General features: G+C 70.5%; 12 protein-coding genes, 1 tRNA gene and 1 pseudogene. 13 read left to right on the top strand and 1 reads right to left on the bottom strand.

Annotation, left to right across the window (positions count from 1 at the left end):
- The 11 genes and pseudogenes from ACFWBT_RS02635 to ACFWBT_RS02585 all read left to right on the top strand — a co-directional run bounded on the left by ACFWBT_RS02635 (window position 1) and on the right by ACFWBT_RS02585 (window position 9028).
- The gene (locus ACFWBT_RS02635; RefSeq protein WP_385695007.1) at window positions 1-372 is read left to right on the top strand and encodes a DUF742 domain-containing protein; all 372 of its coding nucleotides are present in this window, start codon (window positions 1-3) and stop codon (window positions 370-372) included.
- Window positions 350-949: an ATP/GTP-binding protein gene (locus ACFWBT_RS02630; protein WP_385694901.1), complete on the top strand. Its 600-nt coding sequence runs from the start codon at window positions 350-352 to the stop codon at window positions 947-949. Before ACFWBT_RS02635 ends, ACFWBT_RS02630 begins: the two co-directional genes overlap by 23 nt.
- Window positions 946-1533 carry a GAF domain-containing protein gene (locus tag ACFWBT_RS02625; protein ID WP_385694900.1) on the top strand — a complete coding sequence of 196 codons (588 nt, stop codon included), beginning with the start codon at window positions 946-948 and terminating at the stop codon, window positions 1531-1533. The genes ACFWBT_RS02630 and ACFWBT_RS02625 overlap by 4 nt, the downstream gene beginning before the upstream one ends.
- 338 nt (window positions 1534-1871) lie before the next feature.
- Window positions 1872-2900 (top strand): L-threonine 3-dehydrogenase, encoded by a 1029-nt coding sequence (gene tdh / locus ACFWBT_RS02620; RefSeq protein WP_266764120.1) that lies wholly within the window; start codon window positions 1872-1874, stop codon window positions 2898-2900.
- Window positions 2901-2919: 19 nt separating this feature from the next.
- Window positions 2920-4113 (top strand): glycine C-acetyltransferase, encoded by a 1194-nt coding sequence (locus ACFWBT_RS02615; RefSeq protein ID WP_266765949.1) that lies wholly within the window; start codon window positions 2920-2922, stop codon window positions 4111-4113.
- Window positions 4114-4293: 180 nt separating this feature from the next.
- The gene (locus tag ACFWBT_RS02610; RefSeq protein WP_266764121.1) at window positions 4294-5199 is read left to right on the top strand and encodes a LysR family transcriptional regulator; all 906 of its coding nucleotides are present in this window, start codon (window positions 4294-4296) and stop codon (window positions 5197-5199) included.
- 43 nt (window positions 5200-5242) lie between these two features.
- On the top strand, window positions 5243-5815 hold the full coding sequence (locus ACFWBT_RS02605) for a helix-turn-helix domain-containing protein (protein ID WP_385694895.1): 573 nt from the start codon (window positions 5243-5245) through the stop codon (window positions 5813-5815).
- Window positions 5812-6346 (top strand): annotated as a pseudogene (locus ACFWBT_RS02600) (GNAT family N-acetyltransferase). The gene ACFWBT_RS02605 and the pseudogene ACFWBT_RS02600 overlap by 4 nt, the downstream one beginning before the upstream one ends.
- A 298-nt stretch (window positions 6347-6644) precedes the next feature.
- Window positions 6645-7004 carry an MmcQ/YjbR family DNA-binding protein gene (locus tag ACFWBT_RS02595; protein ID WP_385694893.1) on the top strand — a complete coding sequence of 120 codons (360 nt, stop codon included), beginning with the start codon at window positions 6645-6647 and terminating at the stop codon, window positions 7002-7004.
- 495 nt (window positions 7005-7499) lie between these two features.
- Window positions 7500-8810, top strand: a complete 1311-nt coding sequence (locus tag ACFWBT_RS02590) for an MFS transporter (RefSeq protein ID WP_385695005.1) — start codon at window positions 7500-7502, stop codon at window positions 8808-8810.
- Between the two features lie 144 nt (window positions 8811-8954).
- Window positions 8955-9028 (top strand) — tRNA-Pro (locus tag ACFWBT_RS02585).
- 192 nt (window positions 9029-9220) lie between these two features.
- Here ACFWBT_RS02585 and ACFWBT_RS02580 read toward each other — a convergent pair.
- Window positions 9221-10090, bottom strand: a complete 870-nt coding sequence (locus ACFWBT_RS02580; protein WP_385694890.1) for a hypothetical protein — start codon at window positions 10088-10090, stop codon at window positions 9221-9223.
- A gap of 524 nt (window positions 10091-10614) precedes the next feature.
- Here ACFWBT_RS02580 and ACFWBT_RS02575 point away from each other — a divergent pair.
- Complete coding sequence (locus ACFWBT_RS02575; protein WP_385694888.1) at window positions 10615-11733, top strand: glycosyltransferase; 1119 nt, start codon at window positions 10615-10617, stop codon at window positions 11731-11733.
- A 576-nt stretch (window positions 11734-12309) separates the two neighbouring features.
- Entirely contained in the window at window positions 12310-14127 is a 1818-nt protein-coding gene (locus ACFWBT_RS02570; protein WP_385694885.1) for an ABC transporter ATP-binding protein, read from the top strand.
- The last annotated feature ends 102 nt before the right edge of the window (window positions 14128-14229 follow it).

The following is a 14229-nucleotide window of genomic DNA, read 5'->3' as shown; positions in this document are numbered from 1 at the left end:
GTGGCCGCGGCCGGTGACGGGCCCTGGCTCGATGACGCGGCAGGACGCCTGGTGCGCCCCTACACCGTCAGCAACGGCCGGACCAGGCCGACGACCGCGCTCGACCTCCTCTCCCAGGTCATGGCCACCGGAGCAACACCCCTCGGCTACTTCGGCCCCGAACACAGCCAGGCACTCGAACGCTGCCGGGCACCGGTCTCGGTCGCAGAGATCTCCGCCCATCTGAAGCTTCCGGCGGCGGTCACCAAGGTGCTGCTGTCCGACCTCGTCGACTGCGGGGCGCTCACCACGAAGCCCCCGGAGTTCCACCACAACCCCACTGACCGGTCCCTTCTGGAGGCAGTGCTCGATGGATTACGACGACACCTCTGACCTCTTCCCCACCGCACTGAAGATCTTGGTGGCGGGCGGGTTCGGGGTCGGCAAGACAACCTTCGTCGGCGCGGTGAGCGAGATCGCGCCGCTCAGTACGGAGGAGCTGCTCACCACGGTCAGCGCCGCGACCGACAACCTCGACGGCATCGAGAACAAGGTCGAGACGACCGTCGCGATGGATTTCGGACGCATAACCCTCGATCCGGAACATGTGCTCTATCTGTTCGGCACACCCGGGCAGGAGCGGTTCTGGTTCATGTGGGACGAGCTCTCCGAGGGCGCGCTCGGCGCGGTGATCCTCGCCGACACACGGCGCCTGGAGGACTGCTTCGCCGCCGTCGACTTCTTCGAGCAGCGCGGTCTCGGGTTCATCGTCGCGGTCAACGAGTTCGACGGCTCGTACCGCTACGACCCGGCCGAGGTCCGCGCGGCCATCGACCTCGACCCCGAGATCCCCGTCGTGCGCTGCGACGCCCGGATCTCCAGCTCGGGTGTGCAGACCCTGCTCACCCTGGTCCGCCACCTCCTGGCCCACGCGCCGGCCCACTCCCCGAGCCACGGAGCCCGTACATGAGCTACGACCCGCCGCGGCCGGCCGGTCGTCTGCTGCTCACGCCGGAGGACAAGGACGCTCCGGCCCGGGTGCGGCGGCTGCGCCGACTGGGGCTGGGGGAGCGCGCGGAGCCCGCCTTCGACGCCTTCGCGGACCGTCTCGCGGAGGTCGCCGCGGCGCCGTACTCGATGGTCAACTTCATCGACGAGGAACAGCAGTTCTTCGCGGGTCTGCACACCCCTGACGGCGGCGCCAAGGGCAGCGACCTCGCCGCGACCGCGGACGGGGCCGAACTCGAGGTGGGCCGCTACATGGCCCGGGACCACGGCTTCTGCCCCCATGTGGTGGTGCGCCGCAAGGCGCTCGTCCTGGAGGACGTCTGCGACTACCCGCGCTTCGCCGGAAATCCGGTCGTCGACGATTTCGGCGTCCGCTCCTACCTCGGTGCCCCGCTGATCGACCGCACCGGCATCGCCCTCGGCACGATCTGCGTCGTCGACGTCGAGCCGCGCCCCTGGGGAAAGGCGGGCCTGGAGACCATCAAGTCGATGGCGGCCGAGCTGGTCGAGCGGCTCGAACGGCGGGAGGGCGTCCAGGGGTTCTGACGACGTGCCGGGACGCGGAAGCCGGCCCTGCCGGCCGCCCCGGGACGTGCCCTTGATGTATGTGATGGGCCCCCATGGGACGGCGATCACGCATGTCCACGTAGTCACCTCCGACACCGCGGTCCCCCTCTTGGGCCACTCCGGCGGCCCGACATCCGACCCCGGGCAGGGCTAGGGAGAACTGGGGTGTGAAGGAAAGCTGGGGCCGCGCTTAAGAAATCCTCGATGGACCGGGGGCACCGTCGTACGGCAGATTTCTGGGTGAATTCACCCCTCTCCCCGGTGCGGGCCCCTTCGGCGTGCCCGTTCCCCGGGACCTCACGCACAGGAGCCGTCGAGTGAAGGCGCTGGTCAAGGAGAAGGCGGAGCCCGGACTCTGGCTCACGGACGTTCCGGAGCCGCAGGCCGGCCCCGGTGATGTACTGATCAAGGTCCTCAGGACCGGGATCTGCGGCACCGACCTGCACATCCGCAACTGGGACGGCTGGGCGCAGCAGGCCATCAAGACGCCGCTCGTCCTCGGGCACGAGTTCGTCGGCGAGGTCGTCGAGACCGGCCGCGACGTCGCCGACATCAACATCGGCGACCGCGTCAGCGGTGAGGGACACCTGGTCTGCGGCAAGTGCCGCAACTGTCTCGCCGGGCGCCGCCACCTCTGCCGTGCCACCGTCGGCCTCGGCGTCGGCCGCGACGGCGCGTTCGCCGAGTACGTCGTGCTGCCCGCCCAGAACGTGTGGGTGCACCGCGTCCCGGTCGACCTCGACGTCGCCGCGATCTTCGACCCGTTCGGCAACGCCGTGCACACCGCTCTCTCCTTCCCGCTGGTCGGCGAGGACGTCCTGATCACCGGCGCCGGACCGATCGGCCTGATGGCCGCGGCGGTGGCGCGCCACGCGGGCGCCCGCAACGTCGTCATCACCGACGTCAGCGAGGAGCGCCTGGAACTGGCCCGCAAGATCGGCGTCAGCCTCGCCCTCAACGTCGCGAGCTCGACCATCGCCGACGGTCAGCGCACCCTCGGCCTGCGCGAGGGCTTCGACATCGGCCTGGAGATGTCCGGCCGCCCCGAGGCGATGCGCGACATGATCGCCAACATGACGCACGGCGGACGGATCGCGATGCTGGGCCTGCCGTCCCAGGAGTTCCCGGTCGACTGGTCCCGGATCGTCACCTCCATGATCACGATCAAGGGCATCTACGGCCGCGAGATGTTCGAGACGTGGTACGCGATGTCGGTCCTCCTGGAGGGCGGCCTCGACCTCGCCCCCGTGATCACCGGCCGGTACGGATTCCGTGACTACGAGGAAGCATTCGCCGACGCGGCCAGCGGCCGCGGCGGCAAGGTCATTCTCGACTGGACCCTCTGAGGACTCTAAGGAACTGATGATGTTCGACTCCGTCCGTGACGACCTCCGCACCACCCTCGAAGAGATCCGCGCCGCCGGGCTGCACAAGCCCGAGCGGGTCATCGGCAGCCCGCAGTCCGCGACCGTGAACGTCACCGCGGGCGGCCGCCCCGGTGAGGTCCTCAACTTCTGCGCGAACAACTACCTCGGCCTCGCCGACCACCCCGAGGTCGTCGCCGCCGCCCACGAGGCGCTCGACCGCTGGGGCTACGGCATGGCCTCCGTGCGCTTCATCTGCGGTACGCAGGAAGTGCACAAGGAGCTGGAGGCGCGGCTGTCCGCGTTCCTCGGCCAGGAGGACACGATCCTCTACTCCTCCTGCTTCGACGCCAACGGAGGCGTCTTCGAGACCCTGCTCGGCGCCGAGGACGCGGTCATCTCCGACGCCCTCAACCACGCCTCGATCATCGACGGCATCCGGCTGTCCAAGGCGCGCCGCTTCCGGTACGCCAACCGTGACATGGCCGACCTGGAGGCCCAGCTCAAGGAGGCCTCCGACGCGCGCCGCCGTCTGATCGTCACCGACGGCGTGTTCTCCATGGACGGCTACGTCGCTCCGCTCAAGGAGATCTGCGACCTCGCCGAGCGCTACGACGCGATGGTCATGGTCGACGACTCGCACGCCGTGGGCTTCGTCGGCCCCGGCGGCCGCGGAACCCCTGAGCTGCACGGCGTCATGGACCGCGTCGACATCATCACCGGCACGCTCGGCAAGGCCCTCGGCGGCGCCTCCGGCGGTTATGTCGCCGCCCGCGCCGAGATCGTCGCCCTGCTGCGCCAGCGCTCCCGCCCGTACCTCTTCTCGAACACGCTCGCCCCGGTGATCGCCGCGGCCTCCCTCAAGGTCATCGACCTGCTGGAGTCCGCCGACGACCTGCGCGTCCGGCTCGCCGAGAACACCGCGCTGTTCCGGTCCCGGATGACCGCGGAGGGCTTCGACATCCTCCCCGGCGACCACGCGATCGCTCCCGTCATGATCGGTGACGCGTCCGTCGCCGGCCGCATGGCGGAGCTGCTCCTGGAGCGCGGCGTGTACGTGATCGGCTTCTCCTACCCGGTGGTTCCGCAGGGGCAGGCCCGTATCCGGGTCCAGCTGTCCGCGGGACACTCCACCGAGGACGTCAACCGGGCCGTGGACGCCTTCGTGGCGGCGCGGGCGGAGCTCGACGCCTGACGGGCGCGCACCCTCGGCCCGACAGCGGCCCGCACCGCCGGTGCCCGGACGGCCCCGGGCGGCGGGCGGCGCGCGCGTGTTGGCGGACATGCACGGCCGACCGTTCGTGCGCCCTCGCGCCCGGGGGCGCACTCCGGCCTGATGGCCGGGAAAGGCGTGTGACCTGAGAGAATCGGTCGCATGATCGAAGCGCGGCGGCTCCACATCCTTCGTGCGGTGGCCGACCACCGCACGGTGACGGCGGCAGCCGCCGCGCTCTATCTCACGCCCTCGGCGGTCTCGCAGCAGCTGACCGCCCTGGAGCAGGAGACGGGCCACCGGCTCGTCGAACGCGGTGCCAAGGGCGTACGGCTGACAGCCGCCGGCGAGATCCTGCTCGGACACACCAACGCCGTCCTCGCCCAACTGGAGCGCGCGGAGGCCGAGCTGGCCGCGTACAGCTCGGGCTCCGCCGGTACGGTCACCGTGGCCTCCTTCGCGACCGGCATCGGCCTGGTCGTGGCCCCCGCGCTGGCCCGCCTCGCCGTCACGGCCCCCGGCATCCGCCTCCGGGTCCACGACGCCGAGGGCGACGCCAGCCTGCCGATGGTGCTGGACCGGCAGGTCGACATCGCGGTGGCCGTCGAGTACCGGGGCGCCCCGGACGCGGACGACCCGCGGCTGACGCACGTCCCGCTCTACGCCGAGCCCTTCGACGCGGTCGTCCCTGTCAGCCACCGCCTGGCCGACGCCGAGGAGGTGCCGCTCGCCGAACTGGCCAAGGATCCGTGGATCGGACCGTACCCGGGCAATCCCTGCCATGACGTGGTGGTCCTGGCCTGCGAGAACGCGGGATTCCAGCCGCGCCTCGAACACTCCTCGGACGACTTCCGCGCCGTCGTCGCCCTCGCCTCCGCCGACGCCGGCGTCGCCCTGGTGCCCCGCTCCGCGCTGCGCGGCATGGAGCTCACCGGTGTCGTCGTCCGCCCCGTCGACGGCGTCGCGCCCACCCGCCGCGTCTTCGCCGCCGTACGCCGTGGCGCGGAGGACCATCCGCTGATCCGGCCCGTCCTGGACGCTCTGACCCGAGCGGCGACCGTGGACTGAGCCCGACAGCTCGGCTTCTCTTATCTGGGATAGGATCCCGAATATGGGAAGTGAAGACGATGCCGCCGTCGACGCCCGGCTCGGGGCCCGACTGGCCGAGCTGAGGGCCGAACGGGGCTGGACCCTGGGCGAGTTGGCCGAGCACAGCGGGATCAGCCGGTCGACCCTCTCCCGTGCCGAGCGCGCCGAGATCAGCCCCACGGCCTCCCTCCTGAACCGCCTCTGCCATGTGTACGGGCGGACCATGTCGCATCTGCTCAGCGAGGTGGAGGGAGAACCCGCCCTGCTGGTCCGCGCCGCCGACCAGGCGGTCTGGACGGACAAGGCCTCCGGCTTCGTCCGGCGATCGGTGTCGCCGCCGCATCCGGGACTCCGCGGTGAACTGGTCGAGGGACGGCTCACGGTGGGCGCGGACATCGCGTACGACAGGCCTCCCGTGCCCGGCCTGGAGCAGCACATCTGGGTCCTCGACGGAACGCTCGACGTGACCGCGCAGAATGTCGAACACCGCCTCGGTGCCGGCGACTGCCTCCGGCTGCGGGTGTGGGGCCCGACGCGCTTTCGCTGTCCCGGCCCCGCGGACGTGCGGTACGCGCTGGCGGTGGTGCTGCCGTGAGCACCGTCGCCCGCCTCACCGCAGCCGAAGTCCTTGCGGCCGTCGACGAGTTGGCGGACCTGCTCATCGACACCGTGGAGGGCGGCGCCTCGATCGGGTTCCTCGCCCCGCTCGACCGCGCTGCGGCCGTCACCTGGTGGCGGGAGCGCGCGGCCGCGGTCTCGGCGGGGCACCTCGCGGTCTGGGTGGCCCACGGCGGTGACCGGCTGCTCGGCACCGTCGCCCTCGCGTTCCCGGACAAGCCCAACAGCCGTCACCGCGCCGAACTCGTCAAGCTGATGGTGCACCGGGACGGCCGCGGGCAGGGACTGGGCCGGACGCTCCTGGCGACCGCGGAGGAGGAGGCGGCCGCCGCCGGAGTCACCCTCCTCCACCTGGACACCGAGACCGACAGCCCCGCCGAGTCCCTCTACCTCGGCGGGCTGGACCCGACTCGGGGCCATACCCGACTACGCGGCCACGCCCTCGGGTGAACTGCGTCCGACGACGATCTTCTACAAGCGGCCGGGAGCGCCCGCCGGCGACGTATGACCTGCCTCGGTCCCGGCGGGCGGCGCGGGCACCCGTGATCTCACGAGTGCCCGTGTCGCCCGATCGGGCCTGTCGAGGACCCGCCCTCCGGCTTGTCGCGTCGCGCGCACGAGTGACGTCGCGCGCCGTCGTGTCGAGTGCGCCGCCGAGGTCGTGCTCCGTCGTGTCGAGTGCGCCGCCGAGGTCGTGCTCCGTCGTGTCGAGTGCGCCGCCGAGGTCGTGCTCCCTCGTGTCGAGTACGCCGCTGACGTCGTGCTTCGACGCGTCGATGTCAGTGCCGTTGGCTACCGTGCGTCTCATGCCGGATGCCGAAGACGTACGCCGTATCGCCCTCTCCCTGCCGGACACGACGGAGAAGATCGCCTGGAGCATGCCCACCTTCCGGGTCGCGGGAAAGATGTTCGTCACGCTGCCCGAGGCGGAGACGTCCATCGCCGTGCGCTGCCCGAAGGAGGAGCGCGACGAACTCGTCCTGGCCGAGCCCGGAAAGTTCTGGATCGCCGACCACGAAGCCGGTTTCGCCTGGGTCCGAGCCCGGCTCTCCGCCGTGGAGGACGACGACGAACTCCGTGACATCCTCGCCGACTCCTGGCGCCAGGCGGCCCCGCCCCGACTGATCGACGCCCACCCCGAGTTGGGGCTCCCGTCCGCCGACTGAAACGGCCTCGGCGCTGTCGGAGGCCCGTGGCATGATCCGGAAACGGGAGTGGGGAGCGGGACGGGCGGCTTCGTGGGGGAGCCGCGGGGCGGGGCCAGGGGAGGGGCGAGCGGGGTGACCATGACGTCATCGGGCGAGGAGCCGCCGTACGGGGAGCGGTCGGACCGCACGGCAGCGGACGACTCGGCTGGGCACAACTCGGCCGAGGACCGGTCGGCGGAGCGCAGTTCGGCGGGCGACGGTGCGGCAGGGCGCGGCTCGGCCGAGGACGGGTCGGTTGGGCTCAGTTCGGCGGGTGTCTGTGTGGCTGGGCGTGTTTCGGCGGGTGACGGTGTGGCGGGGCGTAGTTCGGCCGACGGGTCGGCGGGGAGTAGTTCGTTCGGGGACGGGTCGGTTGGGCGTAGATCGACCGGCGTCTGCGTGGCCGGGGGCAGATCGAGCGGCGTCGGCGGGGCCGGGGGCGGGGAGGTCGAGCCGTGGAGCGAGGCGTCCACGGTGGCGGGCTCGGGCCCCGTCCGGCCTGACATCGTTGCCGACCGGCCGCCGCGGCCGGTCTGGTCGCGCGACTTCGCCCTGTTCTTCGTCGCCCGCGCCATGGCCCGGCTGGGCGACACCATGCTGCCGGTGGCCCTCGCCGCGGGATTGCTGCAGTACGGGTACGGGGTGGGTGCCGTCGGCGTCGCCATGGCCGCGTCGGCCGCCCCTTTCGCCGGACTGGTGATCTTCGGCGGAGTGATCGCCGACCGGTTCAGCACCCGCAAGCTGATGATCGGCGCCGACCTCGTGCGGCTGGTGGCCCAGGCGGCCGCCGCCGCCCTGTTCTTCGCCGACCACGTGGTCCTCTGGCAGATTTGCGTGATCGGTGCGGCCAACGGTGTGGCGGGCGCGGTCTTCCAGCCGGGCGTCGCCAGCACCGTCCCGCGCCTCGCCACCGACGTGCAGGGGGCCAACGGCGCCATCCGGATCGCCGAGTCCTCCGCCCAGCTCGCCGGCCCCGCCCTGGCGGGTCTGCTGGTCGCGTTCGCCTCCGCCGGCGGGGTCTTCGTGGCCCATGCGGCCACCTTCGCGCTCAGCGCCCTGTGCCTGCTGCTGCTCCGCCTGCCCCCGGCCGCTCCCGGAAGCCGGGCCCACAGCGGCAGCTTCAAGGCCGATCTCGCCGAGGGGTGGCGGGAGTTCAGATCCCGTACCTGGATGTGGGCCGTCATCGTCATCTGGTGCGTCTACATGATCTCCATCTGGGGCCCGACCGTCCCGCTGGTGGCGACCGAGGTGGTGCGGGAGCACGGCCCGCGCGCCTACGGCCTGATCAACTCCGCCCTCGGCGCCGGCACCGTCATCGGCGGGCTCGTCGCGCTGCGACTGCGTCCGCGCCGCATGCTGCGCGCCGGTTCCTTCGCCCTCTTCGCCTTCGCGTGCTTTCCCGCGTCCGTCGGGGCGGGGCTCGGTGTGGCCGCCATGTCGGCGGGAGCGGTGATCGCCGGAGCGGGCATGTCGCTGTGGGGCGTGATGTGGGCGACCAGTGTGCAGACGCAGGTCGCGCCCGACGTCCTCAACCGCATCCACGCCTACGACGTCGCCGGTTCACTGGCGATGATGCCCGTCGGCCAGGCACTAGCGGGACCGGCCGCCGCGGCCCTCGGCGCCGACCATGTCCTCCTCATAGCCGGAGTCATGACCCTCGTCGTCTCCACGGCCCTGCTGTCGGTGCCCGCGATCCGCCATCTGGTGCGCGTCGACGGCCCCGTGCCCCTGGGACAGCGGGAACCGGTCACCCCGGTCCGTGCGGGTCGGGGCAGGTCGGGCTAGTTACGGCCGTACGTCGCCGGGATCGTCGTACGGGGATCTCGGCGACCGCCCGGCCGGCGGAAAACGGGTGCGCGACCACCGTCACGAGTGCGGTATCGTTTCCATGCACGTCCAGCCAGGGGAAACCCCAGGTCAGGCGGGCATCGGGACGTGGCGCAGCTTGGTAGCGCACTTGACTGGGGGTCAAGGGGTCGCAGGTTCAAATCCTGTCGTCCCGACTCGTGAGAGTCGCAGATCCGGGGCCGTTTCAGAGCAATCTGACACGGCCCCTCGATCGTTTTTGGGGACCGATCGGGGACCACCCCTCTTCTCCGCCGCACCGAGCCGAGGCGGAATCTCAGCGCGCATGAGTCCCCGCCGGAAGACCGGCGGGGACTCATATGTGCGAAAGGCAGTTGTGAGGTGTGCGGTCAGCTGCAGACCGCGTAGACCGTAATGGTGGTGATGGCACCCGCCGTCGCGGTCACGGTCCAGTGGTCTCCGTTCGGGAAGCTCTGCCCGAGGACGGTGGCGAGCCCAACGGCAGACAGTCCTCCGGAGATGGGAGAGGTGCCGGTCGGACATGCCGGGGAGTTGTAGGACGCGTTGACGCCCAACAGGACGTTGTAGTCCTGGGAGACGATCTGCGCATCCAACGGTCCGGCGGGTCCGGTGGCACCCGCAGGCCCGGTGGCGCCGGCAGGTCCGGTGGCACCCGCAGGTCCCGTGGCGCCCGCAGGACCGGTGGCCCCGGCGGCACCGTCCGCACCCGCAGGTCCCGTGGCGCCCGTGGCGCCGTCGGCACCCGCAGGACCGGTGGCCCCGTCGGCACCCGCAGGTCCGGTGGCGCCCGCAGGCCCGGTGGCCCCGTCGGCACCCGCAGGTCCGGTGGCGCCCGCAGGTCCGGTGGCACCATCGGCACCGTCAGCGCCGGTCGGTCCGGTCGGGCCGGTGGCCCCGTCGGCACCCGCGGGTCCGGTGGCGCCCGTGGCGCCATCGGCACCGTCTGCGCCGGTCGGTCCGGTCTCACCGTCGGCACCCGCAGGGCCGGTCGGCCCCGTCGGTCCGGTCGGCCCCGTGGGGCCGGTCTCGCCCCTGTGGCCGTGATCGCCCTTGTGACCGTGGTCGCCCTTGTGGCCGTGCTGGCCCTTTTGGCCCTGGTCGCCGTGCTCGCCGTGGTGGCCCTTGTGGCCCTGGTCGTCGCAGCGGTCGTCGCGGCAACCGTCGGCACGCGGGTTGGTGGCAGCGGCGATGTTGGCGACCGTCTTCGTGTGCTCCATCGCGAGAGCCGGGCTGGCCATGCCCGTGAGTACGAGAGCGAGGGACGCAAGGCTGCTGCCCGCAATCCAAGTGCTCCGCCTGGGGAGCGGGAGCGGTCCGAGTGAGGAACGTGTCCTGGAGTCAGGACTCATGCGGTCTCCTGATGTCGCGAAGTCGATAAGTCACGCCACCCCGGCAGGGGCGACACTCGCATCATTACCGTGTGCGACTGATCGTGCACGTTGAGTGATATGGCCCTGGTCGGACCACCTGCGCTCCCCTTGCCGTGTCCATGGCATCTTCTGGCGCCTTCGCGTGAGCGGCTGGCTTCATGGCGCCTGCTGGGCGGATCCCCTCCGTGCATCCCCTCCGTGAGGCAAGGCCGGCAGCCGCTCCCACCGGCACCCGCCCGCTTCCTGTCGCCCGGCTCGCTCATAACGAGAATCGGCGTTGCGCCGACAATCCTTGGGATGAAGTGTCTAAAGTGATTACGGCGACTTCCTCCCATGTGATGCAGGCTTTTATCGTCATGCCCGATTGGAAACTCGAAGGTAGGGCCAGAACAATGAAGCCGACCATCTGCCTCTGTATGATCGTAAAGAACGAATCAGCCGTAATCGAGCGGTGCATCGCCTCGGTACGCGACATCGTCGACACCTGGATCATCTCTGACACGGGCTCGACGGATGGCACCCAGGATCTGATTCGAAAAGCCTTCGCTGGTGTCCCCGGTGAGCTGCACGACGACCCCTGGGTTGACTTCGGGGCCAATCGCACACTCAACATCGAACGCGCCCGCGGAAAAGCCGACTACCTGCTTCTGATGGACGCCGACATGACCATTCGGCAGGAAGGGCCATTGCCTTCGCTGTCCTGTGCGTCCTACATGATCCCGCACGCCGGCAGTCTCGCCTACCGGATCAAGCGTCTCGTCCGCGGCGATCTGCACTGGCGCTACGAAGGCGTGACACACGAGTACCTGACTGCCGACGAGGAGCACGAACAGGAGAACCTCGACGCCCTCGTGATCGAGCACTTCGCCGACGGCGGCTCCCGGCACGACAAGTTCGAACGGGACATGGCCCTGCTGAGCGCGGAGCTCGAACGTGATCCCACGAACGCGCGCAGCACGTTCTACCTGGCCCAGACCATGCGTGACATGGGGCGCACCGAAGAGGCGATCGCCCTTTACGAACGCCGTGCGGAGATGGGCGGCTGGGGAGAGGAGGTCTATTACGCACTCCTGCAGGCAGGAATCCTCAAGGATGAGTCCGGTGACTGGCCGGGAGCCATGGATACCCTCTCAAGGGCATGGGAGCAGCGGCCGCAGCGCCTTGAAGCATGCTTCGAATTGGTATCACGGCTGCGGAAGCGTGGAAACTATCGTGCCGGGCATGCCTTCGCGTGTGCGGGGATCAATCGCGCGGAGCCCGACGACATTCTTTTCACGCACCCATGGGTCTACACGTGGGGGCTGCTCTTCGAATATTCCGTCGTTTCCTACTGGGCAGGGGATATTCGGGGTTCCCTCGAAGCGTGTGACCGCCTCCTGGCCATTTCCGACCTGCCGGAAGCGCATCGTCTTCAAACACTGCGGAATCGTGAGTTTGCCGTGGCCCGGCTAGCCGAAGAAGCGAACAGTATCGAGGGGGAAACGTCCCGGCAGTCCGGGGCCGAAGTTTAGACGCGGTCACTTGCGTCCGGCGTTCTTGACCACGCTGGACTTGAGTTGTTCGGGCCGAAGCCGTCGATCTCGCGGTCGATGTCGTGGCCGTCGCTCCTGGGGGTCAAGGGGGCGCAGGTTCACGTCCTGTCGTCCCGACGGGATATTGCTCCATCGTCGTAGACAAGGGCCTTGTTCCACGAAAGTGGAACGGGGCCCTCGATCATTTCCGGAACGCGCCTCCGCCCGTGGGGCGTTCGCGCGCACGCCCGTCGGCACGAGCGCGCCCGGCGAAGCCCGGCAGGGCTGTGCGGCGCCCGGTGGCCGAGAAAAACGCGTGGACCGCGCGGACACCGTCACAGGACACTGAAGCTCCTGGCCTGCCGGTACGCGCACCTCGGCGTCGCCCCCTGCACCCCGGTGTCACCGTGGACCGCGCGGGGAGACTTTCGCCGCGACCCGGTCGGACGCGGGAGGACCCGGGCGAGCCAGGCACGTGCAGCACGCACGCGAACCGCACTCCGTACGCACCTCGGGCAACGGCGTCTCCCCGCAGCAGTCTGCGGCCGGCCGCCGTACGACGACACAGGGTTGGGGATGGCATCACCTGAATCGGGCAGCGCCTTACCGGGCAGGGGCTCTGTGCTCCTCGCACTCCGTTACTACGGAAGGGAGTTGGGCCGGCTCCGGCGGCTGACGGCGCCCGCCATGCTGCTGCCGGCGCTGGGGAACATCGGCATCAGCTATGTCGCGCCGCTCATCGTCGCGAAGCTCGTCGGCCGCATCGCGGGCGACGGCAGCGGTATCTCCATGGGCGCGGCCCTGCCCTACGTCCTCGGCTTCGGCGGCGTGCTGCTGCTGGCGGAGGCGTTCTGGCGCCTCGGTCTGCACTGCCTGAACCGTCTGGACGCCCTGGGCATCGAGCAGTTGTACGTGATCGGCATGGACGAACTGTTCGCCAAGGACGCCTCGTTCTTCCACGACAACTTCGCCGGATCGCTGACCAAGCGGGTGCTGAGCTTCGCCTCCCGCTTCGAGGAATTCGTCGACACGATGACGTTCCAGGTCGTCGGGAGCCTGGTGCCGCTGGTGTTCGGGTCGGTGGTGCTGTGGCGCTACGAACCGCTGCTCGTCGTCGGGCTCCTGGTGATGATCGCCGTGACGGGCCTGTGCGTGGTGCCCCTCATCCGCCGTCGCCAGGCACTCGTCGACCAGCGCGAGGAGGCGATCGCCCGGGTCTCGGGCCACGTCGCCGACAGCCTGATGAACATGGACACCGTCCGGGCCTTCGCCGCCGAGGAACGCGAGGCGGCCGAACACCGGTCCCGCGTCGCGGCCTCGCGGCGGCTCACCCTGCGGTCGTGGGACTACGGCAATCTGCGCATCGACACCCTGGTCGCGCCGATGTCCGTGCTCACCAACGCGCTCGGTCTGCTGCTCGCGGTCGCCCTCGGAGGGGGCGGGCACGGCGTGGAGGCGGTCGTGGTCGCCTTCACCTACTACGCCAACGCGACACGGATCATGTTCGAGTTCAACCAGATCTACCGCCGTCTGGAGAGCTCGATGACGGAGGCCGCCCAGTTCACCGAACTGCTGCTGACGCCGCCGACCGTGCTCGACCCGGTCGCTCCGGAGCCCCTGCTGCCCCGCGACGCCGACGTCCGCTTCGAGCGGGTGACCTTCACCCACGGGGGTGCGAAGCCGCTCTTCACGGAGCTCGAACTGGCCGTGCCCAGCGGGGCGAAGATCGGTCTGGTCGGCCGGTCCGGCGGGGGCAAGACCACGCTCACCCGGCTGCTGCTGCGGATGACGGACATCGACGACGGCCGCATCCTGATCGGCGGCCAGGACATCAGCAAGCTGCGCCAGGCCGACCTGCGCAGCCTGATCGCCTACGTGCCCCAGGACCCGGCGATGTTCCACCGCACGCTGCGGGACAACATCGCCTTCGCCCGGCCGGACGCCGGCGAGGCCGAGATCCGCCGTGCGGCCGAGGCGGCGCACGTCACGGAGTTCGCCGACGCGCTGCCCGACGGTTTCGACACCATGGTCGGAGAGCGCGGCATCAAGCTGTCCGGCGGCCAGCGCCAGCGGGTCGCCCTGGCCCGCGCGATCCTGCGCGACGCGCCGATCCTGCTGCTCGACGAGGCGACCAGCGCCCTGGACTCGGAGAGCGAGATCCTCGTCCAGGAGGCGCTGTGGCGGCTCATGGAGAAGCGCACGGCGCTCGTGGTGGCGCACCGGCTGAGCACGGTCGCCACCATGGACCGGCTCGTCGTCCTCGACCGGGGGCGCATCGTCGAACAGGGCACGCACCAGGAGCTCCTCGCGTCCGACGGCGCCTACGCGAAGCTGTGGCGGCACCAGTCGGGCGGCTTCATCGACGACAGCCCCGCACCGGCCGACCAGCACTGAACGCGGGCGCCCCGGGCCCGGGCGCGGTGACCTCAGGGTCCGGGGCGGCCCGTGACGGGGGGTGCCGGGCGCTCGCGGAACCGCCACACGGCAGGGGAGCGC

This window comes from Streptomyces sp. NPDC060027, from assembly GCF_042737005.1.
GTDB lineage: Bacteria > Actinomycetota > Actinomycetes > Streptomycetales > Streptomycetaceae > Streptomyces.
The sequence above is the reverse complement of the archived record's forward strand: the minus strand, read 5'-3'. Positions and strand labels throughout refer to the sequence as shown.